The 23,374-nt window shown below is 64.2% G+C and carries 19 protein-coding genes and 2 riboswitches; of the genes, 6 read left to right on the top strand and 13 right to left on the bottom strand.

The annotated features are described in order from the left end of the window. Window positions 1–37: 37 nt before the first annotated feature. Window positions 38–298, bottom strand: a complete 261-nt coding sequence (locus J4P02_RS21300; RefSeq protein WP_426193910.1) for a hypothetical protein — start codon at window positions 296–298, stop codon at window positions 38–40. A 348-nt stretch (window positions 299–646) separates the two neighbouring features. Next, window positions 647–916, bottom strand: coding sequence for a hypothetical protein (locus tag J4P02_RS21295; protein WP_426193908.1), 270 nt, complete (start codon window positions 914–916; stop codon window positions 647–649). A 200-nt stretch (window positions 917–1,116) separates the two neighbouring features. On the opposite strand from J4P02_RS21295, the gene J4P02_RS21290 reads away from it, so the two are divergent. After that, complete coding sequence (locus J4P02_RS21290; RefSeq protein ID WP_426193906.1) at window positions 1,117–3,750, top strand: MGH1-like glycoside hydrolase domain-containing protein; 2,634 nt, start codon at window positions 1,117–1,119, stop codon at window positions 3,748–3,750. An 88-nt stretch (window positions 3,751–3,838) separates the two neighbouring features. Here J4P02_RS21290 and J4P02_RS21285 read toward each other — a convergent pair whose 3' ends face one another. From J4P02_RS21285 to J4P02_RS21275, 3 genes are all read right to left on the bottom strand, one after another. Beyond that, the gene (locus tag J4P02_RS21285; RefSeq protein ID WP_426193904.1) at window positions 3,839–5,557 is read right to left on the bottom strand and encodes a hydrogenase maturation protein; all 1,719 of its coding nucleotides are present in this window, start codon (window positions 5,555–5,557) and stop codon (window positions 3,839–3,841) included. Between the two features lie 259 nt (window positions 5,558–5,816). Continuing rightward, the gene (locus J4P02_RS21280; protein ID WP_011061945.1) at window positions 5,817–6,131 is read right to left on the bottom strand and encodes an SCP2 sterol-binding domain-containing protein; all 315 of its coding nucleotides are present in this window, start codon (window positions 6,129–6,131) and stop codon (window positions 5,817–5,819) included. A 51-nt stretch (window positions 6,132–6,182) separates the two neighbouring features. After that, window positions 6,183–6,893 (bottom strand): histidine phosphatase family protein, encoded by a 711-nt coding sequence (locus J4P02_RS21275; RefSeq protein WP_426193902.1) that lies wholly within the window; start codon window positions 6,891–6,893, stop codon window positions 6,183–6,185. A gap of 203 nt (window positions 6,894–7,096) precedes the next feature. Between J4P02_RS21275 and sohB the strand changes: the two genes are divergently transcribed. After that, complete coding sequence (gene sohB / locus J4P02_RS21270) at window positions 7,097–8,131, top strand: protease SohB (RefSeq protein WP_426193900.1); 1,035 nt, start codon at window positions 7,097–7,099, stop codon at window positions 8,129–8,131. Between the two features lie 198 nt (window positions 8,132–8,329). Here sohB and J4P02_RS21265 read toward each other — a convergent pair whose 3' ends face one another. Both J4P02_RS21265 and J4P02_RS21260 read right to left on the bottom strand, forming a co-directional pair. Continuing rightward, window positions 8,330–8,824 (bottom strand): DUF934 domain-containing protein, encoded by a 495-nt coding sequence (locus tag J4P02_RS21265; RefSeq protein WP_426193898.1) that lies wholly within the window; start codon window positions 8,822–8,824, stop codon window positions 8,330–8,332. Continuing rightward, window positions 8,808–10,466 (bottom strand): nitrite/sulfite reductase, encoded by a 1,659-nt coding sequence (locus tag J4P02_RS21260; RefSeq protein WP_426193896.1) that lies wholly within the window; start codon window positions 10,464–10,466, stop codon window positions 8,808–8,810. The genes J4P02_RS21265 and J4P02_RS21260 overlap by 17 nt, the downstream gene beginning before the upstream one ends. A 595-nt stretch (window positions 10,467–11,061) precedes the next feature. On the opposite strand from J4P02_RS21260, the gene J4P02_RS21255 reads away from it, so the two are divergent. Then, complete coding sequence (locus J4P02_RS21255) at window positions 11,062–12,147, top strand: ABC transporter substrate-binding protein (RefSeq protein WP_426193894.1); 1,086 nt, start codon at window positions 11,062–11,064, stop codon at window positions 12,145–12,147. A gap of 5 nt (window positions 12,148–12,152) precedes the next feature. Here J4P02_RS21255 and J4P02_RS21250 read toward each other — a convergent pair whose 3' ends face one another. After that, window positions 12,153–12,374, bottom strand: coding sequence for a DUF2970 domain-containing protein (locus tag J4P02_RS21250; RefSeq protein WP_426193892.1), 222 nt, complete (start codon window positions 12,372–12,374; stop codon window positions 12,153–12,155). A gap of 171 nt (window positions 12,375–12,545) precedes the next feature. Next, the gene (metH, locus tag J4P02_RS21245) at window positions 12,546–16,256 is read right to left on the bottom strand and encodes a methionine synthase (protein ID WP_426193890.1); all 3,711 of its coding nucleotides are present in this window, start codon (window positions 16,254–16,256) and stop codon (window positions 12,546–12,548) included. A gap of 153 nt (window positions 16,257–16,409) precedes the next feature. On the opposite strand from metH, the gene J4P02_RS21240 reads away from it, so the two are divergent. Both J4P02_RS21240 and nfuA read left to right on the top strand, forming a co-directional pair. Further along, window positions 16,410–18,701 (top strand): fatty acid cis/trans isomerase, encoded by a 2,292-nt coding sequence (locus tag J4P02_RS21240; protein WP_426193888.1) that lies wholly within the window; start codon window positions 16,410–16,412, stop codon window positions 18,699–18,701. 131 nt (window positions 18,702–18,832) lie between these two features. After that, window positions 18,833–19,417, top strand: coding sequence for a Fe-S biogenesis protein NfuA (gene nfuA / locus J4P02_RS21235; protein ID WP_426193886.1), 585 nt, complete (start codon window positions 18,833–18,835; stop codon window positions 19,415–19,417). A 56-nt stretch (window positions 19,418–19,473) separates the two neighbouring features. On the opposite strand, the gene cobM is transcribed toward nfuA, so the two are convergent. The 4 genes from cobM to J4P02_RS21215 all read right to left on the bottom strand — a co-directional run bounded on the left by cobM (window position 19,474) and on the right by J4P02_RS21215 (window position 21,608). Further along, window positions 19,474–20,220 (bottom strand): precorrin-4 C(11)-methyltransferase, encoded by a 747-nt coding sequence (gene cobM / locus J4P02_RS21230; protein ID WP_426193884.1) that lies wholly within the window; start codon window positions 20,218–20,220, stop codon window positions 19,474–19,476. An 82-nt stretch (window positions 20,221–20,302) separates the two neighbouring features. Beyond that, window positions 20,303–20,716, bottom strand: coding sequence for a cobalamin biosynthesis protein (locus J4P02_RS21225; RefSeq protein ID WP_426193882.1), 414 nt, complete (start codon window positions 20,714–20,716; stop codon window positions 20,303–20,305). Continuing rightward, entirely contained in the window at window positions 20,713–21,405 is a 693-nt protein-coding gene (locus J4P02_RS21220) for a CbtA family protein (RefSeq protein WP_426193880.1), read from the bottom strand. Before J4P02_RS21220 ends, J4P02_RS21225 begins: the two co-directional genes overlap by 4 nt. Window positions 21,406–21,416: 11 nt before the next feature. After that, the gene (locus J4P02_RS21215) at window positions 21,417–21,608 is read right to left on the bottom strand and encodes a CbtB domain-containing protein (protein WP_426193878.1); all 192 of its coding nucleotides are present in this window, start codon (window positions 21,606–21,608) and stop codon (window positions 21,417–21,419) included. Between the two features lie 95 nt (window positions 21,609–21,703). After that, window positions 21,704–21,935: riboswitch (cobalamin riboswitch) on the bottom strand. Between the two features lie 56 nt (window positions 21,936–21,991). Continuing rightward, window positions 21,992–22,203, top strand: a riboswitch (cobalamin riboswitch). A gap of 98 nt (window positions 22,204–22,301) precedes the next feature. On the opposite strand from J4P02_RS21215, the gene cobW reads away from it, so the two are divergent. Beyond that, window positions 22,302–23,372 (top strand): cobalamin biosynthesis protein CobW, encoded by a 1,071-nt coding sequence (cobW, locus tag J4P02_RS21210; RefSeq protein ID WP_426193876.1) that lies wholly within the window; start codon window positions 22,302–22,304, stop codon window positions 23,370–23,372. Window positions 23,373–23,374: the final 2 nt, after the last annotated feature.

The following is a 23,374-nucleotide window of genomic DNA, read 5'->3' as shown; positions in this document are numbered from 1 at the left end:
GCCTCTTCGCCGGCAAGCCGGCTCCTGCGGTTGGGGGTTATGCCCGCAAGCGGCGGCCCAATACATCCAGCACATCACAGCCATCACGCAGGGGAATGGCGCACACCAGCGCCAGTTCCTGCAGCACCAGGGCATCGCCGGGGATGTCCGGGCGGGCGGCGAAGGTTTCCAGCAGCTGGGTCACGGCGCGGATGCGATAGGCAGCCGCTTCGTAGAGCACATCGGCAGGGGCCTGGGTATCGATCAGCAGGGAAGGGATCAGGCAGTCATGGCCGGTGATCGGCATGTATCTGTTCATAAGTAACGCCTCGGTCAGTTGAGAGCGCCACTCGATCGTCGCCAAACGAAGGGTGGCAGCTGTACGCAGGTTGGCGAACCGGGACCGGGGAGCCGGCAGACCCGAAGGTCTCCCACGTACAGCTGCCATGAAGGCAGCGTTACGGATGCGAAAAGCCCTGCAAACAACTACAGGGCTCTCGCACACGGCCATCGGGTCGCCAAACCCGTTCGTCATCAGGACGACCGATGACTATAGGCAGGCCCCCAGAACCGGACAAGGCACTGGCCTGACAGGACTTTCTGAGATTGCTGTAGGACTTGAGAGCGCGAGTGTGGATCAAGCGCGCCAGGGCTTCAATGCCCGGCCTCAGTCGAAACCAATGCTGGCGCTGTGGCGGGTTTCACGCTCGTGCAACTGCTGGATATCGGTTTCGTAGCTGCATTGCCCGCTGCAGCTGTGCTCGTAACGGATGGCCGGCTGGAACTGCAGCTTGAGCGGGGGCGCATCGCTTTCCGGGGCCCGGGTGCTGGCCTCTGCCAAGGGCGGCTGTGGGTAGCTCAAGTCCAGCTCCGTGGCCTGGGCCGAGCAGGCTGCCACCAGCAGCACACCGGGAAAAAACGCTTTGCAACTGAACATCATCGAATCCGTGTGGCCATAAAAGGGTTGCCGATTATAACGAGCCCGGCGCCAAAAAATTAAGGCCAATGGCTCTGGCACGGGCTTTCCTGCGGTTTTGCGGGGGCGGCGGCCCAGCACCCTGCAACAGTTGCCGGCGGCTGGCGCGGGCGCTGGCTCCTACACTGCAACTCACCTACAGGGCCAAGGACTTCTCTGTCATGACGGCACAATCCCCCGGGAGCATTCTCGATACCCTTGAAGGCCGGCGCCTGCTCGGTGCGGACGCCGAGCACTGGCGGCGCTGGGGCCCCTACCTCAGTGAGCGGCAGTGGGGCACGGTGCGCGAGGACTACAGCGCCGATGGCGATGCCTGGGCCTATTTCCCCCATGAACACGCCCGCAGCCGCGCCTACCGCTGGGGCGAGGATGGCCTGGCGGGGTTCTCCGACCAGGCCCAGCACTGGTGCCTGGGGCTGGCACTGTGGAACGAGCAGGACCCGATTCTCAAGGAGCGCCTGTTCGGCCTGGACAACGCCGAAGGCAACCATGGCGAGGACGTCAAGGAGCTGTACTTCTACCTCGATGGGGTGCCCAGCCACGCCTATATGCGCATGCTCTACAAGTACCCGCAGGCGGCCTTTCCCTATGCCGACCTGGTGGCCGAGAACGCCCGGCGCGGGCTGCAGGACGCCGAATACGAGATCCTCGACAGCGGCGTGTTCGAAGACAACCGCTACTTCGATATCACGGTGGAATACGCCAAGCACACCGCCGACGACCTGCTGATGCGGGTCACCCTGCACAACCGCTTTCACCAGCCGGCGCGCCTGCGGGTGCTGCCCCAGGTCTGGGCGCGCAACAGCTGGAGCTGGGGCGGTGACGAGCCCCGGCCGAGCCTGCGCCTGGAGGGCGACAAGGTGCTGGCGCGGCATGCGCGGCTGGCCGACCGGGAAATCAGCGCCTGGGGCGCGGAGCCCTGCCAGTGGCTGTTTTGCAACAACGACAGCAACTTTCCCAAGCTCGATGGCCTGGCCTCGCCGGGGCCGTTCAAGGACGGCATCAACGATTACCTGGTGAACGGCCAGGCCACGGCGGTGGCCTTCGACGGCGGCACCAAGGTGGCGGCGCACTTTGTGCTGGAGCTGGCGGGCGGCGAGAGCCGCAGCCTGTACCTGCGCTTTGCCCCGGCCGGCAGCCCACCCGTGGCGGCCCGGCGCCTGTTCGAGCAGCGCCGTGGTGAGGCCGATGAGTTCTACGCCGCGCTGCAACAGGGCATCAGCGACCCGGATGTGCGCAATGTGCAGCGCCAGGCCCTGGCGGGGCTGCTGTGGTCCAAGCAACTGTACTACTTCGAGGTCAAGCAGTGGCTCGATGGCGACCCCGGGCAACCGCCGCCGCCCAGCTCGCGCCAGCACCTGCGCAACAGCCATTGGCGGCACCTGTGCAACGCCGACATTGTGTCCATGCCCGACACCTGGGAATACCCCTGGTACGCCTCCTGGGACCTGGGCTTCCAGGCCGTGGCCCTGGCCCTGATCGACCCGCCGTTCGCCAAGCAGCAGCTGTTGCTGTTGGTGAAGGACCGTTTCATGCACCCCAATGGCCAATTGCCAGCCTACGAGTGGCGTTTCGACGACGCCAACCCGCCGGTGCATGCCTGGGCCAGCTGGCGGGTCTACCAGCAGGACAAGGCCCTGACCGGGGTGGGCGACCTGGATTTTCTCGAACGCATCTTCCACAAGCTGCTGCTGAATTTTTCCTGGTGGGTCAACCGCAAGGACGCCGAGGGCCGCAACCTGTTCCAGGGCGGTTTTCTCGGCCTGGACAATATTGCCCTGTTCGACCGCTCCGCACCCTTGCCCGAGGGCTTCAGCCTGGATCAGGCCGATGGCACCGCCTGGGTCGCGGCCTACGCCCTGGACCTGATGCGCATCGCCCTGGAGCTGGCCAAGCGCAACGGGGTGTATGTGGATATGGCGGTGAAGTTCTTCGAGCACTTCTTGTATATCGCCGGCGCCATCAACCGTGTGGACGACAGCGCCGAGGGCCTGTGGGACGAGCAAGACCAGTTCTTTTACGACGTGCTGCAGCGCCCCGATGGCCAGAGCGAACCGCTGCGCCTGCGCTCCATCGTCGGCCTGATGCCGCTGTTCGCGGTGCAGGTGCTGGAGCCGCACGAACATGCCGAGCTGCCGGGGCTGGCCCAGCGCCTGCTTGGCTTTCTGCACCACCGGCCGGACCTGGCCAGCCTGGTGTCGCGCTGGTACGAGCCGGGCCAGGGCAACCGGGTGCTGCTGGCGCTGCTGCGCGGCGAACGCACCAAGGATCTGCTCAAGCGCATGCTGGATGAGCGCGAGTTTCTCTCGGCGTTCGGCATTCGTTCCCTGTCCAAGGCCTTCGAGCAGCCCTTCGTGATGCAGGTGGACGGCCATCAGCTGTGCGCCCGCTACACCCCGGCGGAATCCGATTCACGGCTGTATGGCGGCAACTCCAACTGGCGCGGGCCGTTGTGGATGCCGATCAACTACATGCTGATCGAGTCCCTGCGCGAGTTTCATCGTTACTACGACGTCAATTTCTCGGTGGAGTACCCGCAGGGCTCGGGTTATCTGGCGTCCCTGGGCGAAGTGGCCGATAGCCTGAGCCAGCGCCTGACCCGCCTGTTTCTGCGGGACGAGCAGGGGCTGCGGCCCTCCATGAGTGGCTACCCGCAATTGCAGGTAACAGCCGAGGATCGCGAGCTGGTGCTGTTCCATGAGTACTTCCATGGTGACACCGGGCGTGGGCTGGGGGCTTCCCATCAAACCGGTTGGACGGCGCTGGTGGCCTTGCTGTTGCAGGTGCAGGCCTGAATTCGCCGCCCGGGAGTCGGGCGGCGGTTCAGGAAGGGCAAAGGTCAAGCCGCCAAGCAGGCAATCAAGCCGGTAGCGGTGAAGCGGCTCAGCCCACCAGGGCGATGTCCTGGGGTTTGGCCCAGTCTTCGATCAAGCGTTCTGGGGTGCAGCAGGCCTTGCGCTTGTAGACGAAGTTGCGGCACTTCTCGGCGAAGCCCTTGCGATTCTGCACCATGTCCAGGTGCATTTCCTCAAGCTCGCTGTTGCGGCAGTGCTGCATCAGTTGCGGGTCGGCATCCAGCTTGCGCTGGCGCAGGTGCTGGTAGCGCGGGTCGCTGAGCACGCCATTGGCCCGTTGCAGCAGCCACAGGCCGAACTCGTCCGGGCAGCGCGGGCCCACCTCCTGCACCATGCCCATCTGCAGGGCTTGCAAGGCGCTGATCGGCAGGCAGGCTTCGGTCAGTTGCCGGGCCAGGGTCTGGCCCACGGCGCGGGGCAGGCTGTAGGTCCAGTACTCCGAGCCGAACAGGCCCATGCTCTTGTAGTGCGGGTTGTACACGGTGTCGGCGCGGGCCAGCACCACGTCGGCGGCCAGGGCCAGCATCAGGCCGCCGGCGCCGGCATTGCCGGTCAGGCCGCTGACCACCAGCTGGCGTGCGGTGAGCAGTTCCTGGCAGACATCGTCGATGGCCTGGATATTGGCCCAGGCTTCCAGGCCCGGCTCCGGGGCGGCCTGGATCACGTTCAGGTGCACGCCGTTGCTGAAGGCGCCGCGCCCACCGCGCACCAGCAGCACCTGGGTGTCCCGGGCCTTGGCCCAGCGCAGGGCGCTGACCAGGCGCTGGCACTGTTCGGTGCTCATGGCGCCGTTGTAGAACTCGAAGGTCAACTCGCCCACCAGGCCCGACTCGCGATAGCGGATCGGCTGGTAGGCCTCGGTGCTGAATGGCGTGCTGGCCACCGACCAGTCCAGCACCGGCACGCCTTCCAGGCGTTCGCCAAGTACATGGCGGGCCGGGCGCTTGATGGTTTCCTCGTCGGGCTGGGGCTTGAGGCGCAGGGCGCCGATCCACAGGCTGTGGTCGCCGCAGGCCACCAGCACCGCGTCGTCGTGCACCGCCAGCAGTTGCCCGGGAATGCCGCTGCGCGAATCCAGGTGGGCGTCGTAGACGTAGTACTGGCCGCCAGCAAGGCTTGCCAGCACCCCGGGCTGGCCGTCGGCGGCGTCGATGCTGCGCTTGATGAACTGCGCGCAGTCGTGCCAGCTGAAGGTGCGGTCGCACTGCTTCATGTTCGGTTGCAGGCGCCCGAGCACCGACGGCTTGCTGTAGTCCAGGGGTTCGGGGGTGTAGCCATTGCGGAATTTTTCCACCACATCACGGATGCAGTGGATCGCCGCGTCACTGACCAGGCCGTTGTACAGCTCGGATTTGCGCAGCCCGGCCGGCAGGTTGAATTCACGGGTGGACCAGATCGGCCCGGCGTCCATTTCCTCCACCGCTTGCAGTGCGGTGACGCCCCAGCGCTTGAGTTCCTTGCTGATGGCCCAGTCCAGGGCGCTGGCGCCGCGGTCGCCGACGATGCCTGGGTGAATGATCACCACCGGACGCTTGCTCTGGCTCCACAGTTGTTGCGGCACCCGGTCCTTGAGGAAGGGGCAGATCACCAGGTCGGCCTCGGCCTCCTCGATCTGCCGGCAAACCTCTTCCTCGCTGGTGAACAGCACCACGCTGGGGCGGTGCCCGGCCTGGCGCAGGTCGAGCCAGGCGCGTTGCGTCAGGCCATTGAAGGCGGTGGACAGCAGGATGATCTTCAGTGATCGCATAAGCAGACTCTTCCGTGAGTGATAGCGGTGTGGCAGGGGTTCCGGCTGAGCCGTCCCTGGCCGCAATGGAAGGCGCAAGAGTAGAGGGGCGTTGTGGGGCGATAACTGACCGAGATCAATCAAGCGTGTTGGCCCAAATACCAGCCGCCCAGCGGTATTGATTCAGGGCAAAGGCGCGGGCCAGGGACTTTTTTGGAGCCAGAAACGACAAATCCCGCCACCAGGGCGGGATTCGGGTGCAGCCAGACCTTGTGGGGTCTTAGGCTGGGAACAGCTCGCTCAGCTTCATGGCCAGCATCATGTCGCCTTCGGCGCGCAGCTTGCCGCCCATGAAGGCTTGCATGCCGTCGGTTTCGCCGCTGACGATGCCGTCCAGGGTTTCGCCGTCCATCACCAGGGTGACCTGGGCGTCTGGGTTCTCGCCTTCTTTCAGTTCGCAGGTGCTGTCCTTGACGACCAGGGAGAAGTGCTTGGAATCATCGATACGGAAACCGAAGACCAGGTCCAGGCCGGCAGCGGCAGCTGGGTTGAACTTGGCTTGCATGGCTTGTACGGCGTCAGCTACGGAGGTCATGGTTCGATCCTTTTATGGGTGGTTACAGCCGGGGTTCACAGTGATTCGGGCTCAACGGAAGGTGATGAGCTCCGGGGCCTTCAACAGTTGCAGATGGGCATGACCGTTGAAGGAGGCCAAAGACACCTCGCGTCCGCGAAACTTCAGCTGGTTGAGCGAGGTGTTGACGATTTGCCAATTCAGTTCGAACGCCTGCTGGGCAGGTATCCGGGTAATCAGGTGGAGCAGGGCGGTGATGGTGCCGCCGGAGGTGAACACGGCGATCTTCTGCTGGTTGTCCGCCGCTTCGAGAATTCGCTGCAGGCCGCCCTGGACCCGCTCGACGAACCCCAGCCAGCTTTCCAGGCCGGGCGGGTCGTAGGTGCCGGCCAGCCAGCGCTGGATGATCAGGGCAAAGATGCGCTGGAACTCGGCGCGGTGCTGCGCGGGCTGGCGCAGTACCTTGAGCGCTTCGGGCTCCTGGGACAACAGGTCGGGCAGCAGGGCGCGGATGATGGCGTCGGCATCGAACTCGTTGAACGCGGCGTCGATTTCCAGCTCCGGGCTGCTCTGGCCGGCGGCGGCCATCTGCTGCATGGCGCTCTGCGCGGTGTGCTGCTGGCGCCGCAGGTTGCCTGACAGGCAGCGATCGAAGCTCACGCCGAGGGCCGCCATATGCTCGCCGAGCACCTGCGCCTGGCGCACGCCAACGGGCGACAGCACGTCGTAGTCGTCGGCACCGAAGGAGGCCTGGCCATGTCGAATCAGGTAGATGCTGCCCACGTCCGCGTCATCCCGGCACGTTGAAAGTTTTGCGAGGTTATGAGGATGCCGGTGAGCTGTCAATGAAAAAACATACGCTTGTTTGAAATGCTTGTTAGAGCTTGGTTACGCGAGGTTTCGCCGCTGGTGGCGGCTCGGTCGCGCCGGTATGCTTGGGCCCATTGCGCTGCGGCTTGGCAGCGATTCATGTTTGAGGAGTGCCTGTGGAGTTTTTCACCGAATATGCCAGTTTCCTGGCCAAGACCGTGACCCTGGTGGTCGCCATCCTGGTGGTGCTGATCACCGCCGCCGCGCTGCGCAGCAAGGGCCGACGCAAGGGTGTGGGGCAGTTGCAGGTCAGCAAGCTTAACGATTTCTACAAGGACCTGCGCGAGCGCCTGGAGCAGAGCCTGTTGGACAAGGAACAGCTCAAGGCCCTGCGCAAGGCCAAGAGCAAGGCCGAAAAGAGCGAGAAGAAGCACAAGAAACAGCCATCCGAGGCCAAGCCCCGGGTGTTCGTGCTGGATTTCAATGGCGATATCAAGGCCTCGGCCACAGAAGGCCTGCGCCACGAAATCACCGCGCTGCTGAGCCTGGCCACGCCCAAGGACGAAGTGGTGCTGCGCCTGGAAAGTGGCGGCGGCATGGTGCACAGCTATGGGTTGGCCTCGTCGCAGCTGGCGCGCATCCGCCAGGCCGGGGTGCCGCTGACGGTGTGCATCGACAAGGTCGCGGCCAGCGGCGGCTACATGATGGCCTGCATCGGCGAGAAGATTATCAGCGCACCGTTCGCCATCCTCGGTTCGATTGGCGTGGTGGCCCAACTGCCCAATGTCAATCGCCTGCTGAAGAAGCACGACATCGATTTTGAAGTGCTCACCGCCGGCGAGTACAAGCGCACCCTGACGGTATTCGGCGAGAACACCGAGAAGGGTCGGGAGAAATTCCAGGAAGACCTGGACGTGACCCATCAACTGTTCAAGAACTTCGTGGCGCGCTATCGCCCGCAACTGGCCATCGATGAAGTGGCCACCGGCGAGGTGTGGCTGGGAGTGGCGGCGCAGGAAAAACTGCTGGTGGACGAGTTGCAGACCAGCGACGAGTACCTGGCCGCCAAGGCCAAGAACGCCGAGGTGTTCCACCTGCACTATGCCGAGCGCAAGAGTCTGCAGGAGCGGGTTGGCCTGGCAGCCAGTGGTTCCATTGACCGGGTGTTGCTGACCTGGTGGAGTCGCTTGACCCAGCAGCGTTTCTGGTAACGCCCCAATTGCAAGAGCCAGCTTGTGTAGGAGCTGGCCGGGCGGCGTTCCGCGTTCCAGCGAAGGCGCCCTCCAGATCACCATCGAATCCAAGGGCCTCTTCGCCGGCAAGCCGGCTCCTACGATAGAGGCAGTAGGCAGAGACAAAAAAGCCCTGAACCGGTTTCCCGGTCCAGGGCTTTTTGTTGACGCCTTGACTCAGCGGCGGCGGAACAGCGGCAGCGGCTGGTCGGTGGCGGCCTGGTAGGTCACCGAGAAGTCCTTGAGGCTTTCCAGGGCTTCGTAGGGGTCCTTGTCGGCCCGCAGGGCGTAGGCGTCGAAGCCACAGCGCTGCAGGTAGAACAGCTGGTCGCGCAGCACATCGCCAATCGCCCGCAGTTCGCCCTTGAAGCCGTAGCGGTCACGCAGCAGGCGGGCGTTGGAGTAGTTGCGGCCATCGGTGAAGGCGGGGAAGTTCAGGGCAATGACCTGGAACTGCTGCACATCATCGCCAATTTCCTCAGCTTCCTCGTCGGCATCCAGCCACACGCCCAGGCCGCCATCGCGGGCCTTGAGGGCATGGGCATGCTCGCGCCACAGGGCCAGGGGCACGATCAGGTCGTCGCAGTTGGAGATGCCGTCGAGGGTCGCGTCCTTGGGCAGCAGGTGCCAGGTTTCGTCGATGACCTCGTTGTTCTTAATGATTCGCTGCATAGACGCGCTCCTTGAAGAGGTCGATGCCAATACGTTGGTAGGTGTCGATAAAGCGCTCGTCTTCGGTGCGCTGCTCCACATACACGTCGATCAGCTTGGAGATCACATCGGGCATGTCGTCCTGGGCGAAGGACGGGCCGAGGATCTTGCCCAGGCTGGCGTCGCGGCTGGCGCTGCCTCCCAGGGAAACCTGGTAGAACTCCTCGCCTTTCTTGTCCACCCCGAGGATGCCGATATGGCCCACGTGGTGGTGGCCGCAAGCGTTCATGCAACCGGAGATGTTGAGGTCCAGCTCGCCGATGTCGAACAGGTAGTCCAGGTCGTCGAAGCGGCGCTGGATGGATTCGGCGATGGGGATCGACTTGGCATTGGCCAGGGAGCAGAAGTCGCCCCCCGGGCAGCAGATGATGTCGGTCAGCAGGCCGATGTTCGGGGTGGCGAAGCCGTTTTCACGCAGCTCGCCCCACAGGGTGAACAGCTGGCTCTGCTCGACGTCGGCGAGGATCACGTTCTGTTCGTGGGAGGTGCGCAACTGGCCGAAGCTGTAGCGCTCGGCCAGGTCGGCGATGGCATCGAACTGCTTGTCGGTGACGTCGCCCGGGGCCACGCCAGTGGGCTTGAGCGACAGGGTCACGGCCACATAGCCCGGCTTCTTGTGGGCCAGGGTGTTGCGGACACGCCAGCGGGCAAAACCCGGGTGCTCTTGGTCCAGGGCGGCCAGTTCGGCGTCCTGGTTGCTCAGGCTCTTGTAGTCCGGGTCGACGAAGTGCTTGGCCACGCGATGCACTTCGGCATCGGTGAGGGTGGTCTGGCCGCCGCGCAGGTGGACCATCTCGGCCTCAACCTTCTCGGCAAACACTTCGGGGGTCAGGGCCTTGACCAGGATCTTGATCCGCGCCTTGTACTTGTTGTCGCGACGGCCGTAGCGGTTGTACACCCGCAGGATGGCGTCGAGGTAGCTCAGCAGGTCCTGCCACGGCAGGAACTCATTGATAAAGGCGCCGACCACCGGGGTGCGGCCCAGGCCACCACCCACCAGCACGCGGAAACCCAGCTCGCCGGCGGCGTTGTACACCGGCTCCAGGCCAATGTCGTGGACTTCGATTGCCGCACGGTCAGAGGTCGAGCCATTGATGGCGATCTTGAACTTGCGCGGCAGGTAGGCGAATTCCGGGTGGAAGGTGGTCCACTGGCGGACGATCTCGCACCAGGGGCGCGGGTCGATCAGCTCATCGGCGGCCACGCCGGCGAACTGGTCGGTGGTGACGTTGCGCAGGCAGTTGCCGCTGGTCTGGATGGCGTGCATCTGCACGGTGGCCAGCTCGGCGAGGATGTCCGGGATGTCTTCCAGGGCCGGCCAGTTGAACTGCACGTTCTGCCGGGTGCTGATGTGCGCGTAGCCCTTGTCGTAGTCGCGGGCGATCTTGGCCATCATCCGCGCCTGGCGCGCGGTCAGTTGGCCGTAGGGCACGGCGACTCGCAGCATCGGGGCGAAGCGTTGGATATAGAGGCCATTCTGCAGGCGCAGGGGGCGGAATTCTTCTTCGCTCAGCTCACCTGCCAGATAGCGTCGGGTCTGATCACGGAACTGCTTGACGCGGTCCTCGATGATCCGCTGATCGTACTCGTCGTATACGTACATATAGGTCCAGTTCTCAGGCTACAGGTGGCGCCGAAGCGCACTCGGCAAATACTGCGGTAAACGGCTTGGCTATGTTGTGCCGACTGGCGTCGACCGGGGCTTGCACCGGTTTCACCTCGTCCTGCCTGCGTTCACGCTCAACGTCACCCATGTAAGCAATCTCTGCGCGCACGGCCGCGCACTCCCAACGGAGCCGCCGAACGATACCAGTTTGCGGTTATGCGCAAAAGTGATGTTTGAGTATATGCAAAGAACCAAAACGACTAACGGTAGGGGCGTGACAGTAACCCCATTTGTGGTAGGGGCAATACTGGGCTTAACTGTGCCCTGTGTTTGAGCAGTCACCGACAAAATCTACTAGAGGCGATGCTATGAACCCTCCTACCAAAGCTAGAAAAAGTGACAGTAGCGTTGATGCTTGGGCCATTCTCTTTCTGATCATACTGGTCGTGGGTACGGCCGTGTTTTGGGTCAGCCACCAGTAGTACCACTCAACAATAGAGCCCGGATTGTCGGACAAAACCCGCAATCTATAGCCGTTGGCCAGTGTTTTGCCAGTTATACTGCCGGGGATTTTTCTGGGGCTCTTTTCACGATGTTCAAGGTTTTGTGCAAGTGGGTACTGTGCCTGAGTCTGCCGTTCTGCACGGTGGCCCAGGCCACGTCGGTGGTGTTTCTCAACCCCGGCAATTCAACGGAAACCTTCTGGGTCAGTTACTCGCAGTTCATGCAGGCCGCCGCTCGCGACCTGGGCATGGAACTGCGCATCCTCTACGCCGAGCGCAACCCGCAAAACACCCTCGACCAGGCCCGGGAAATTCTCCAGGGCCCGAACAAGCCCGATTACCTGATGCTGGTCAACGAGCAGTACGTTGCGCCGCAGATCCTGCGCCTGTCCCAGGGCGCCGGGATCAAGCTGTTTATCGTCAACAGCCCGCTGACCCTGGACCAGCGGGAGCTGATTGGGCAAAGCCAGCACAAGTATTCCGACTGGGTCGGCAGCATGGTCGGCGACGATGAGGAAGCTGGTTATCGGATGCTCAATGAGTTGCTGCGCAAGCTCGGCCCGGTGCCGGACGGGCAGGCGATCGAGTTGCTGGCGTTTTCCGGGCTCAAGGTCACGCCTGCGGCACAGTTGCGCGAACGTGGCCTGCGTCGGGCCCTAGCCGAGCACCCGCAGGTGCAATTGCGCCAATTGGTCTACGGCGAATGGAATCGCCAGCGCGCCTACAGCCAGGCGCAGCAGTTGCTGGTGCGTTATCCGCAGGCCCGGCTGATCTGGTCGGCCAACGATGAGATGGCCCTGGGGGCCATGGACGCTGCCCGGGAGTTGGGGCGCAAGCCCGGGGCCGATCTGCTGTTCAGCGGGGTCAACAGTTCCCCCGCAGCCTTGCAGGCCTTGATCGACGGGCAATTATCGGTGCTGATGGCCGGGCACTTCACCCTCGGTGGCTGGGCCCTGGTGGCCCTGCATGACGATGCCCTGGGCCTGGATGCCCAGCGCCTGGGTGGCCCGGATTGGCACCTGTCACTGTTCCAGTCACTGACCCCGGCCCAGGCCCGGCAGTTGCTGCAAAAGGGCGATCAGGTCGGCACCCATTTCGACTTTCGCGGGCTGTCCGCCCAAGGCAAGCCGGACAGCTACCGCTACCCCTTCGGTTTGCAGCTGCTGTTGCGCTGAGGGCTTCAGACCCCGGCCAGGTGCATCGCCAGCTTGGCAATCCCCAGCAGCACCAGCACGAACAGGGTGGTGAAGAGAATGCCCAGCACGATGAAGTGGCTGGGCTTGCCGTGGCTGAAGTCGCGGGCGCGGTTCTTCCCGCTCTGCACGCCGAAGGCCGCGGCCAGCACGCTTTGCATCATTTGCAGGAAGGTCGGAGGCTGATTGTCCTTGCTTGGCTCGTCCATAAATCCCTCGACACTGTGGAGTGTCAACAGAGCATAGACAATGCAGGCTGCAGTGTTGGGGGCAATCAATAACGCAGGAGCCGGCTTGCCGGCGAAGGTGTTCGAGAGTGCAGTGCAGGGCTCTCGGGCCTCTTCGCCGGCAAGCCGGCTCCTACAGGTGCGGGCGGTCGATCAGTTGTCGTAGCCCAGGTTCGGCGCCAGCCAGCGTTCGCTCACGGCCAGGTCCTGGCCCTTGCGCTCGGTGTAGCTCTGCACCTGGTCCTTGTCGACCTTGCCCACGGCAAAGTACTGCGCCTGCGGATGAGCGAAGTACCAGCCGCTGACCGCTGCCGCCGGGAACATGGCGTAGTGCTCGGTCAGGAACACGCCGCTGCGGCCCGCGCGGCCTTCGCTGGCCTCGGGGTCGAGCAGGGCGAACAGGGTGCTTTTCTCGGTGTGGTCGGGGCAGGCCGGGTAGCCCGGGGCAGGGCGGATGCCGCTGTACTGCTCCTTGATCAGCGCCTCGTTGTCCAGCACCTCGTCCTGAGCGTAACCCCAGTAGTCCTTGCGCACCTGCTGGTGCAGCCACTCGGCGCAGGCCTCGGCCAGGCGGTCGGCCAGGGCCTTGACCATGATCGAGTTGTAGTCGTCACCGGCATCCTGGTAGGCCTTGGCCACTTCCTCGGCGCCGATCCCTGCGGTGGTGATAAAGCCGCCCACGTAGTCGGTAATGCCGCTGTCCTTGGGCGCCACGAAGTCGGCCAGGGAGAAGTTCGGCTTGCCGTCGGTCTTGATGATCTGCTGGCGCAAGTGGTGCAAGCGAGCCAGGGGCTGGCCATCGTCGCCATAGACTTCCAGGTCGTCATCCTGCACCTGGTTGGCCGGCCAGAAACCGAACACCGCGCGGGCGCTGATCAGCTTCTCGTCGATCAGCTTGTCGAGCATCTCCCGGGCGTCCTGGTACAGCGCGGTGGCGGCTTCACCCACCACCTCGTCCTCGAGGATGCGCGGGAACTTGCCAGCCAGGTCCCAGGAGATGAAGAACGGTGTCCAGTCGATGTATTCGGCCAGCACCTTGAGGTCGATATTGTCCAGCACCCGGGCGCCGGTGAAGCTCGGCTTGACCGGCTGGTACCCGGCCCAGTCGAACTGCGGCTTCTTGGCGATGGCCGCGGCGTAGCTCAGGCGCTCGGTGCGGGCGCTGCGGTTGGCGGTGCGTTCGCGCACCTCCACGTATTCTTCCCGGGTCTTGTCGACGAAACCGGCCTTGAGCTCCTTGGACAGCAACTGGGTGGCCACGCCCACGGCGCGGGAGGCATCGGTGACGTAGACCACCGCATCATTGCTGTACTTGGGCTCGATCTTCACCGCGGTGTGGGCCTTGGAGGTGGTGGCGCCACCGATCATCAGCGGCAGGTGGAAATCCTGGCGCTGCATTTCGCGGGCGACATGGACCATCTCGTCCAGGGACGGGGTGATCAGCCCGGAAAGACCGATGATGTCGCACTTCTGTTCCTTGGCCACCTGGAGGATCTTCTCCGCCGGCACCATCACCCCGAGGTCGACGATGTCGTAGCCGTTGCAGCCCAGCACCACACCGACAATGTTCTTGCCAATGTCGTGCACGTCGCCCTTGACCGTGGCCATGAGGATCTTGCCCTTGGCTTCCGGCTTGTCGCCTTTCTCCAGCTCGATAAAGGGAATCAGGTGCGCCACCGCCTGCTTCATCACCCGGGCGGATTTCACCACCTGGGGCAGGAACATCTTGCCGGCGCCGAACAGGTCGCCAACCACGTTCATGCCGGACATCAGCGGGCCTTCGATCACCTCGATCGGCCGGCTGAAGCTTTGGCGCGATTCTTCGGTGTCCTCGACGATATGGCTGGTGATGCCCTTGACCAAGGCATGCTCCAGGCGCTTGTTGACTTCCCAGCTGCGCCATTCCTCGGTCTCGGCTTCCTTGACACTGCCATCGCCCTTGAACTGGTCGGCGATCGCCAGCAGGGCGTCGGTGCCTTCCGGAGTGCGGTTGAGGATCACGTCTTCCACGGCGTCACGCAGCTGCTGCGGGATCTGGTCGTAGATCTCCAGTTGGCCGGCGTTGACGATGCCCATGGTCAGGCCGTTGCGGATCGCGTACAGCAGGAACACCGAGTGGATCGCCTCGCGCACCGGGTTGTTGCCGCGGAACGAGAACGACACGTTGGACACGCCGCCAGAGCTCAGGGCATAGGGCAGCTCGTCGCGGATATAGGCGCAGGCGTTGATGAAGTCCACCGCGTAGTTGTTGTGTTCCTCGATGCCGGTGGCCACGGCGAAAATGTTCGGGTCGAAGATGATGTCTTCCGGCGGGAAGCCCACTTCATTGACCAGGATGTCGTAGGAGCGCTTGCAGATTTCCTTCTTGCGCGCCTCGGTGTCGGCCTGGCCGACCTCGTCGAAGGCCATCACCACCACTGCGGCGCCATAGCGCTTGCACAGCTTGGCATGGTGAATGAACTGTTCGACGCCTTCCTTCATGCTGATGGAGTTGACGATGCCCTTGCCCTGGATGCACTTGAGGCCGGCTTCGATCACTTCCCACTTGGAGGAGTCGATCATGATCGGCACCCGGGAAATATCCGGCTCGCCGGCAATCAGATTGAGGAAGGTGACCATCGCCTTCTTCGAATCCAGCATGCCCTCGTCCATGTTGATGTCGATCACCTGGGCGCCGGCTTCCACCTGCTGCAGGGCCACTTCCAGGGCTTCGGTGTAGTTGTCCTCGCGGATCAGCCGGGCGAACTTGGCGGAACCGGTGATGTTGGTGCGTTCGCCGACGTTCACGAACAGCGAGCTGCGATCGATGGTGAACGGCTCCAGGCCCGACAGGCGGCAGGCCTTGGGAATCTCCGGGATCTGCCGCGGGGCGTAGCCGGCCACGGCCTTGGCGATGGCGCCGATATGCCCCGGGGTGGTGCCGCAGCAGCCGCCGACGATGTTGAGGAAACCGCTCTGGGCGAACTCCTCGATGACCTTGGCGGTTTGTTCCGGCAGCTCGTCGTACTCGCCGAACTCGTTGGGCAGGCCGGCGTTGGGGTGCGCGGAAACGTGGGTGCTGGCCTTGTTCGACAGCTCTTCCAGGTAGGGCCGCAGCTCACTGGCACCCAGGGCGCAGTTCAGGCCCACCGAGATCGGCTTGGCGTGGGCCACGGAGTTCCAGAAGGCCTCGGTGGTCTGCCCGGAAAGCGTCCGGCCCGAGGCGTCGGTGATGGTCCCGGAGATCATGATTGGCAGTTCGACGCCCAGCTCCTCGAACACGCCCTGCACGGCGAAGATCGCCGCCTTGGCGTTCAAGGTGTCGAAGATGGTTTCGATCAGGATCAGGTCGACACCACCTTCGATCAGGCCCTTGGTAGCCTCGGTGTAGTTTTCCACCAGTTCATCGAAGGTGACGTTGCGATAGCCCGGGTTGTTGACGTCCGGCGACAGCGAGCAGGTGCGGCTGGTAGGGCCCAGCACGCCGGCGACGAAGCGCGGCTTGCCTGGGTTCTCCAGGGTCTTGGCGTCGGCCACCTTGCGCGCCAGCCGTGCGCCTTCTACGTTGAGTTCGTAGGCCAGTTCTTCCATGCCGTAGTCAGCCATGGAAATGCGCGTGGCATTGAAGGTGTTGGTCTCGAGGATGTCGGCACCGGCATCCAGGTAGGCTTTCTCGATGCCTCCGATCACGTCCGGACGGGTGATCACCAACAGGTCGTTGTTGCCCTTGACGTCGCTGGGCCAGTCGGCGAAACGCTTGCCACGGTAGTCCTGCTCCTCGAGCTTGTAGCTCTGGATCATGGTGCCCATGCCGCCGTCGAGAATCAGAATGCGCTCTTTGAGGGCTTGCTGGAGGGCGTGGAGGCGAGCACTGCGGTCAGACATGAGAACTACCTGGTAGGGCCATTACGAAGGGCGTGGATCATAGCAAACCTGCATGGTTTTGCGGCATGCGCGGGTTTTGCATGAATATCGCTCATGTTGGTAGGGCGACGAGACCGGTAGAATCGCCGCGTTTTCATTTTCGGGACCAGGGACATGCCGTATCGTTTTGCCGTCAGCAGCCTGCTGTTGCTTCTGAGTTCAATGTGCATGGCGCAAGGTCCGGCGCCGGCGATTTCCTACACCCGCGACATTCAGCCGATCTTCACCGAGAAGTGCGTGGCCTGCCATGCCTGCTACGACTCCGCCTGTCAGCTCAACCTGGGCAGTGGCGAAGGGGCAGGGCGCGGCGCTTCGAAAATTCCGGTGTACGACGGCGAGCGCAGCAAGGCCCAGGCGCCCACGCGGCTGTTCTATGACGCCAGCGGCAAGGCGGCCTGGCAGCGCCAGGGTTTCTATTCGGTGCTCGACGCCCAGGGCAGCCAGGCGGCGCTGATGGCGCGCATGCTGGAGCTGGGCCACCGCACGCCGCTGCAGCCCAATGCCAAGTTGCCGAGCGAAATCGTCCTGGGTCTGGGTCGCGAGAACATGTGCCCGCAACCAGCGGAATTCGACGGCTACGCCAGCGCCCATCCCAAGGAAGGCATGCCGCTCGCGGTCACCGGCCTGACCGACCAGCAATACCAGACCCTGCAGCGCTGGCTGGCCTCGGGCGCGCCGATCGACGAGCAGGGCCTGGCCCCCAGCGCCCGGGAAACGCTGCAAGTGGCGCAGTGGGAAAACCTGCTGAATGCCCCCGGCGCCCGCGAGAGCCTGGTGGCGCGCTGGCTGTTCGAACACTGGTTCCTGGCCCATATCTATTTCGAAGGCGGTGAGCCGGGGCACTTCTTCCAGTGGGTACGCTCGCGCACCCCCAGCGGCCAGCCCATCGACCTGATCAACACCCGCCGCCCCAACGACGACCCGGGCACCCAGGTGTACTACCGCCTGTGGCCGGTGCAGGGGGTGATCGTGCACAAGACCCACATCACCTACCCGCTGAGCGCGGCGAAGATGGCCCGGGTCAAGACCCTGTTCTACAGCGGCGACTGGCAGGTCACGGCCCTGCCGGGCTACGGGCCGGCACGCCGGGCCAACCCCTTCGAGACCTTCGAGGCGATCCCGGCCAAGGCCCGCTACCAGTTCATGCTGGATAACGCCGAGTACTTCGTGCGCACCTTTATCCGCGGCCCGGTGTGCCGCGGGCAGATCGCCACCGACGTGATCCGTGACAACTTCTGGGCGCTGTTCCAGGCCCCGGAGCACGACCTGTACATTACCGATCCGGCCTATCGCGGCCAGGCCACGCCGCTGCTGGCCATGCCCGGACAGAACGACGACGTGGGCAGTGTGCTCAGCCTGTGGCTGGCCTACCGCGACAAGCGCAACGAGTACGAGGCGCTGCGCCGCGACGCTTATGCCGAGGTGCCGGCACCGAGCTGGTCGACCCTCTGGGCCGGCAACGACAACGCGCTGCTGAGCATCTTCCGCCACTTCGACAGCGCCTCGGTGACCAAGGGCCTGATCGGCGAGGTGCCGCAGACCCTGTGGTTGTTCGACTACCCCTTGCTGGAGCGCACCTATTACCAGCTGGCAGTGAATTTCGATGTGTTCGGCAACGTTTCGCACCAGGCCCAGACCCGCCTGTACTTCGACCTGATCCGCAATGGCGCCGAGCAGAACTTCCTGCGCCTGATGCCCGCCGGCACCCGCGAGGACTTCCTCGACGACTGGTACCAGAACAGCGGCAAGTTCAAGATGTGGCTGGATTACGAGTCCATCGACGACAGCAAGCGCAGTGCCCTGAAGCTCGACCCCAAGGACCCGAAGAAAGACTTCGCCAACCAGCTGCTGGCCCGCTACGGCGAGCTCAACGCCAAGCCCGACCCAATCAACCGTTGCGCCAGCGCCTACTGCTCGCGGCCCAATATCGACCCTGCGCTGCAGGACGCCGAACAGGCCCTGAGCGCCTTGGCGGCGCGCCCGGCGGCGGGGCTCAAGGTGATCGAGCAGTTGCCGGAAACCACCTTGCTGCGCATCCAGGCGCCAAGCGGCAAGCGCGAGTTCTACAGCATGATGCGCAACCGCGCCCACAGTAACGTGGCCTTCATGCTCGGCGAGTCGCTGCGCTATCAGCCGGGGCTGGACACCCTGACGATCTTCCCGGGGATACTCAGCAGCTACCCGAACTTCATGTTCAATGTGCCCTCGGCGCAGGTGCCGGCCTTTGTCCAGGCCATGCAGGAAGCCCGCGACGGCGCCAGCTTCGAGAAGATCGTCGAGCGCTGGGGTATCCGCCGCAGCCATCCGCAGTTCTGGCAGTACTTCCATGACCAGACCCGCTACTTGCAGGAAACCGACCCGGTGGAAGCCGGGGTCATGGACATGAACCGCTACGAAAACCTCTGAAACAGAGCCCCGGGCCACCTTTTGCAAAGCCCGGGGCGACCTTATACCAAGGTCTATCCCGAGCAAAATACTAGGACTTTGTCAGCGGCGACGATTGGCGTAAACTGCGCCCACGTCTGCGAGGAACCACTATGAGCGCCATAACCATTACCGACGCCGCCCACGATTATCTGGCTGATCTGCTATCCAAGCAGAACACCCCGGGGATCGGCATCCGCATCTTCATCACCCAGCCAGGCACTCAGTACGCCGAGACCTGCATCGCCTATTGCAAGCCCGGCGAAGAGAAGCCCGAAGACAAGGCCCTGGGCCTGAAAAGCTTCACCGCCTACATCGACGCCTTCAGCGAAGGCTTCCTCGATGATGCGGTGGTCGACTACGCCACCGACCGCATGGGCGGCCAGCTGACCATCAAGGCGCCCAACGCCAAGGTGCCGATGGTCAATGCCGACAGCCCGATCAACGAGCGCATCAACTACTACCTGCAAACCGAGATCAACCCGGGGCTGGCCAGCCACGGCGGCCAGGTCAGCCTGATCGAAGTGGTCGACGACGGCATCGCCGTGCTGCAGTTCGGTGGTGGTTGCCAGGGGTGCGGCCAGGCCGATGTGACCCTCAAGGAAGGGATCGAACGTACCCTGCTCGAGCGTATTCCCGAGCTCAAGGGCGTGCGTGACGTCACCGACCACACGCAGAAAGAAAACGCCTACTACTAAGGCGTTCGCTGCGGCATGAAAAACGGCGCCCCGTGAGCGCCGTTTTTTTATGCCTGTTACGGGCGATACAGGTGCGCGTGTCCGGCGCGATACAGCGACGACTCGCTGAAGGCATCCGTGGCCAGCACTCGACCTACCAGAATCAGCGCCGTACGCCGGAAACCCTTGGCCGCCACCTTGTCGACGATGTCCGCCAGGGTGCCCAGTACCCAATCCTGGTCCGGCCAGGTGGCCCGGTGCACCACGGCAATCGGGCAGTCGGCGCCGTAGTGGGGCAGCAGTTCGGCAACAATGTTCTGCAGGTGATTGACCCCCAGGTGAATCGCCATGGTGGCGCCATGGGCCGCCAGGCTGGCGAATTCCTCGCCGGCGGGCATCGCGGTCTTGTCCGCGTAGCGGGTCAGGATCACGCTCTGGGACACATCCGGCAGGGTCAGCTCGGCTTCCAGCAACGCCGCGCAGGCCGCGGTGGCGGTGACCCCGGGGACGATTTCAAAGGGAATGCCCAGCGCCCGCAGGCAGCGGATCTGCTCGCCGATGGCGCCATACAGGCTCGGGTCGCCGGAGTGCACCCGGGCCACATCCTGGCCCAGGGCATGGGCCTGGCTGATGGCCTGGATGATCTGCTCCAGGTGCAGCTCGGCGCTGTTGATCACCTGCACGGCACTGTGGCCTTCGAGTACTGCCTGGGGCACCAGGGAGCCGGCATAGATGATCACCGGGCAACTGTGGATCAGGCGCTGGCCCTTGACGGTGATCAGCTCCGGGTCGCCGGGGCCGGCGCCGATGAAATAGACGGTCATGCCGTGGTCCTGTGCAAAAGGGGCGGGAGCGGGGCTTCAGATGAGCAACGCTCATGATCAAGGGCGGGGATTATCGGCGATTTCAGCGCCAGGCGGCCATGGCCAGGGTGGCCTGGGCGTATTTTTGCCGGGTAATCAGCAGTTGCACCGGGGCCGGATGCAACTGTTCGGCCATGGCCAGGGCCGCGCTTTCGGCCACCCCGTAGCAGCCGGTGCGTTCGTAGGCGATCTGCGAACGATGGCTCAGGCGCAGGGCGTAGGGCGCCAGTTGCGCACTGCTGAAACAGGTCAGCGGCAGCCTCAGCTGTTCGGCCAGTTGCAGCAGGCCCGGTTCGCTGCGCTTCAGGTCGATGCTGGCCAGGGCCGCCAGTTGCCGATGCTCCAGGCGATGGGCGGCAAGCACCTGTTCCAGCAACTCGCGCAGCGTGCTCGCCGGGCAGCCTTTCTGGCAGCCCAGGCCGACCACCAGGGTCGGCGCTGCGCGGGTTGCGATCATGCCGAGTAGCGGTCGCGACGGAACAGCCAGGCGCTGATCAGTCCCAGGGCCAGCCAGAAAGCGGCGTTGGTCAGTTGCGAGGCGATCTTGAACTGCGCTTCCAGCGCCTCTGGCGCCAGCATCGAGTGCACTTCCGGCTGTGGCGCGCCGATTACATGGGGCACCACCAGGATCGCCGCGCCCAGGGCTTTGAGCAGCCAGTTGCCGGCGAACACCATCAGCGCGATGCCCACTGCGGTGGAGGCGGCAGTACCGACCCACCAGATCTGCCGCTGCACCAGGTCGGCGGCGGCGGTGCCCGGCAGCTCCGGCGGCAGGCCCAGGGTTGGCGCCAGGCAGAAGGTGGCGTAACCGGCCAGGCCCCAGAGCAGGCCCTGGGAGGTGCGGTTGGGCGCGCGCAGGGTGTAGAGGCCGGCCAGCATCAGGGCGAAGCCCACGGCCACCACCAGGTTGCCGCCGGTGGTGGACAGCACGCGCTGCCAGCCGTCTTCCGGTTCCCAGGCTTCGGCGTCGTGGCTATGGCCGGCCATGGCGCCTTCGGCATGTTGATGAACTTCGGCCGCCGGGGCCTTCTCGTAGGTTTCCGCCTGGAGAATCAGCGGGGCGACCCAGAAGCTTTGCAGCAGGGTCAGCAGCAGGGCGGCCAGCAGGCCGGTGAAGCCTGCAGTCTGGGCAATGCGCTTGAACATGGCGGCAGGTCTCAGTGGCAAGGGAAGGCGGCGCTGTGGCGGGTGTCGTGGGCGGCGTTGTGCACCGCTTCGATATGCGAGAAACCGGCGAAGTACACCAGGCAGGCGCCGAGGATCGAGGCGCTGATGGCGGCCACCAGGCGCTGGCCCAGGGTGCTGGTGCTGCTGGCGGAATGGCTGCTGGTGCTGCTGATGATCGACATGGCGCTTCCCTCTGGAATGTCAGCGGCAAGCGGCGCAGGAAAACCCCGCGTGAGGCCCACGCAGGGTTTGCAACAGCGCCCGCCCACCGCGGGTTTGTTATTTGGTATTGCGGGCCGGTCTCCGGGCTCGCGAGGGGCAGGGGCCGTGTCTGTCATGCACGCCATGCCGGCAAGTGTCGCCTTCCCATGCACTGGGCACAGTGGCTTTGACACTTCGCTCGCTTACCGTTGCGGGGGCAGCATCGGACTGGCACGGCCTGTTCAAGCCCGTGATTCACCGATTTCCCGTTTCACCCTGTGAAGGGCACCCGTAACAAGTTGTGTAGGAGATCATGGGCGGGGCAGGGCCGTCAATTGCCGATTGACCGCCCCCCGCGCTCTGCGTAGCCTTGCGCGATTGAGGTTCTTTGGCCCTGAGCCGGAGCTAAGATGGGAACGCGGTTCAAGCCGCGGCTGCCCCCGCAACTGTGAAGGGTTTGATTTCTGCAAGGCCACTGCAAGCGCGTCCAGGACGCCAGCGGGAAGGCGCAGGAACCGTCAGTCCAATGACTGGCCAGCCCCCAGCCAGGAGACCTGCCTCGATCCAAGACTTTCACTACAACCGGGCGGGGTGATCCGGTGGCGAAATCTCCGCGCGCCTTCGCGCTGCGGTTCTCGTCTCCTATGCCCGCCACCTTTGCCAAGGGGCATCCGATGAAAACACTGGCCAAACTCCCTGTCACCATCGTCACCGGCTTCCTTGGTTCGGGTAAGACCACCCTGCTGCGGCACATGCTGGACAACGCCCAGGGGCGGCGCATCGCGGTGATCGTCAACGAGTTCGGCGAGCTGGGCATCGACGGCGAAATTCTCAAGCAGTGCTCCATCGGCTGCACCGAGGAAGAGGCCAGTGGCCGGGTCTATGAGCTGGCCAACGGCTGCCTGTGTTGCACCGTGCAGGAAGAGTTCTTCCCGGTGATGCGCGAGCTGGTGGCGCGCCGTGGCGATCTCGACCATATCCTTATCGAAACCAGTGGCCTGGCCTTGCCCAAGCCCCTGGTGCAGGCCTTCCAGTGGCCGGAAATCCGTAGCGCCTGCACTGTGGATGCGGTGATCACCGTGGTCGACAGCCCGGCCGTGGCCGCCGGCACCTTCGCCGCCTTCCCCGATCAAGTGGACGCCCAGCGCAAGCTCGACCCCAACCTGGACCACGAATCGCCCCTGCATGAGCTGTTCGCCGACCAACTGTCCAGCGCCGACCTGGTGATTCTCAACAAGACCGACCTGATCAACCCCGCAGACCTGGCCAAGGTGCGCCTGGAAGTGGCCGAGGAGCTGCCGCCGGCGGTCAAGGTCATCGAAGCCAGCAGCGGTCGCCTGCCGCTGGACGTGTTGCTGGGCCTGGGCGCCGGTTCCGAGGAACATATCGATGGCCGCCACAGCCACCACGACCATCACCACGACGGCGATGACGATCACGACGACCACGATCACGACGCCTTCGACTCGATCTCCATCGAACTGCCCGAGGCCGATGAAAGCCTGCTGCTGGACGCCCTGACCCAACTGGTGGTCAAGCACGGCATCCTCCGGGTCAAGGGCTTCGCGGCCATCCCCGGCAAGCCGATGCGCCTGCTGATCCAGGGCGTGGGCACCCGTTTCGACAAGCACTTCGACCGTAAGTGGGGCGCCGACGAAGCCCGCACCACGCGCCTGGTGCTGATCGGCCAGGAGCTGGACGCCGCCCAGCTGGAAGCGCAACTGCGCGCCGCCCTCGGCGCCTGACC

The sequence above is a fragment of the Pseudomonas sp. NFXW11 genome (genome assembly GCF_049887815.1).
In the GTDB taxonomy this organism is placed as follows: Bacteria; Pseudomonadota; Gammaproteobacteria; order Pseudomonadales; family Pseudomonadaceae; genus Aquipseudomonas.
This window is presented reverse-complemented; position numbering and strand designations above follow the sequence as displayed.

Excerpts from the sequence above, each read along its gene's own strand:
- J4P02_RS21215 (WP_426193878.1), bottom strand. The coding sequence starts at position 21,608 with ATGTCGATCATCAGCAGCACCAGCAGCCATTCCGCCAGCAGCACCAGC.
- J4P02_RS21250 (WP_426193892.1), bottom strand. The coding sequence starts at position 12,374 with ATGGACGAGCCAAGCAAGGACAATCAGCCTCCGACCTTCCTGCAAATG.
- nfuA (WP_426193886.1), top strand. The coding sequence starts at position 18,833 with ATGAGCGCCATAACCATTACCGACGCCGCCCACGATTATCTGGCTGAT.
- J4P02_RS21225 (WP_426193882.1), bottom strand. The coding sequence starts at position 20,716 with ATGATCGCAACCCGCGCAGCGCCGACCCTGGTGGTCGGCCTGGGCTGC.
- J4P02_RS21295 (WP_426193908.1), bottom strand. The coding sequence starts at position 916 with ATGTTCAGTTGCAAAGCGTTTTTTCCCGGTGTGCTGCTGGTGGCAGCC.
- J4P02_RS21300 (WP_426193910.1), bottom strand. The coding sequence starts at position 298 with ATGAACAGATACATGCCGATCACCGGCCATGACTGCCTGATCCCTTCC.
- J4P02_RS21260 (WP_426193896.1), bottom strand. The coding sequence starts at position 10,466 with ATGTACGTATACGACGAGTACGATCAGCGGATCATCGAGGACCGCGTC.
- J4P02_RS21220 (WP_426193880.1), bottom strand. The coding sequence starts at position 21,405 with ATGTTCAAGCGCATTGCCCAGACTGCAGGCTTCACCGGCCTGCTGGCC.
- J4P02_RS21240 (WP_426193888.1), top strand. The coding sequence starts at position 16,410 with ATGCCGTATCGTTTTGCCGTCAGCAGCCTGCTGTTGCTTCTGAGTTCA.
- cobW (WP_426193876.1), top strand. The coding sequence starts at position 22,302 with ATGAAAACACTGGCCAAACTCCCTGTCACCATCGTCACCGGCTTCCTT.
- J4P02_RS21280 (WP_011061945.1), bottom strand. The coding sequence starts at position 6,131 with ATGACCTCCGTAGCTGACGCCGTACAAGCCATGCAAGCCAAGTTCAAC.
- metH (WP_426193890.1), bottom strand. The coding sequence starts at position 16,256 with ATGTCTGACCGCAGTGCTCGCCTCCACGCCCTCCAGCAAGCCCTCAAA.
- cobM (WP_426193884.1), bottom strand. The coding sequence starts at position 20,220 with ATGACCGTCTATTTCATCGGCGCCGGCCCCGGCGACCCGGAGCTGATC.
- J4P02_RS21285 (WP_426193904.1), bottom strand. The coding sequence starts at position 5,557 with ATGCGATCACTGAAGATCATCCTGCTGTCCACCGCCTTCAATGGCCTG.
- J4P02_RS21265 (WP_426193898.1), bottom strand. The coding sequence starts at position 8,824 with ATGCAGCGAATCATTAAGAACAACGAGGTCATCGACGAAACCTGGCAC.
- J4P02_RS21255 (WP_426193894.1), top strand. The coding sequence starts at position 11,062 with ATGTTCAAGGTTTTGTGCAAGTGGGTACTGTGCCTGAGTCTGCCGTTC.
- J4P02_RS21290 (WP_426193906.1), top strand. The coding sequence starts at position 1,117 with ATGACGGCACAATCCCCCGGGAGCATTCTCGATACCCTTGAAGGCCGG.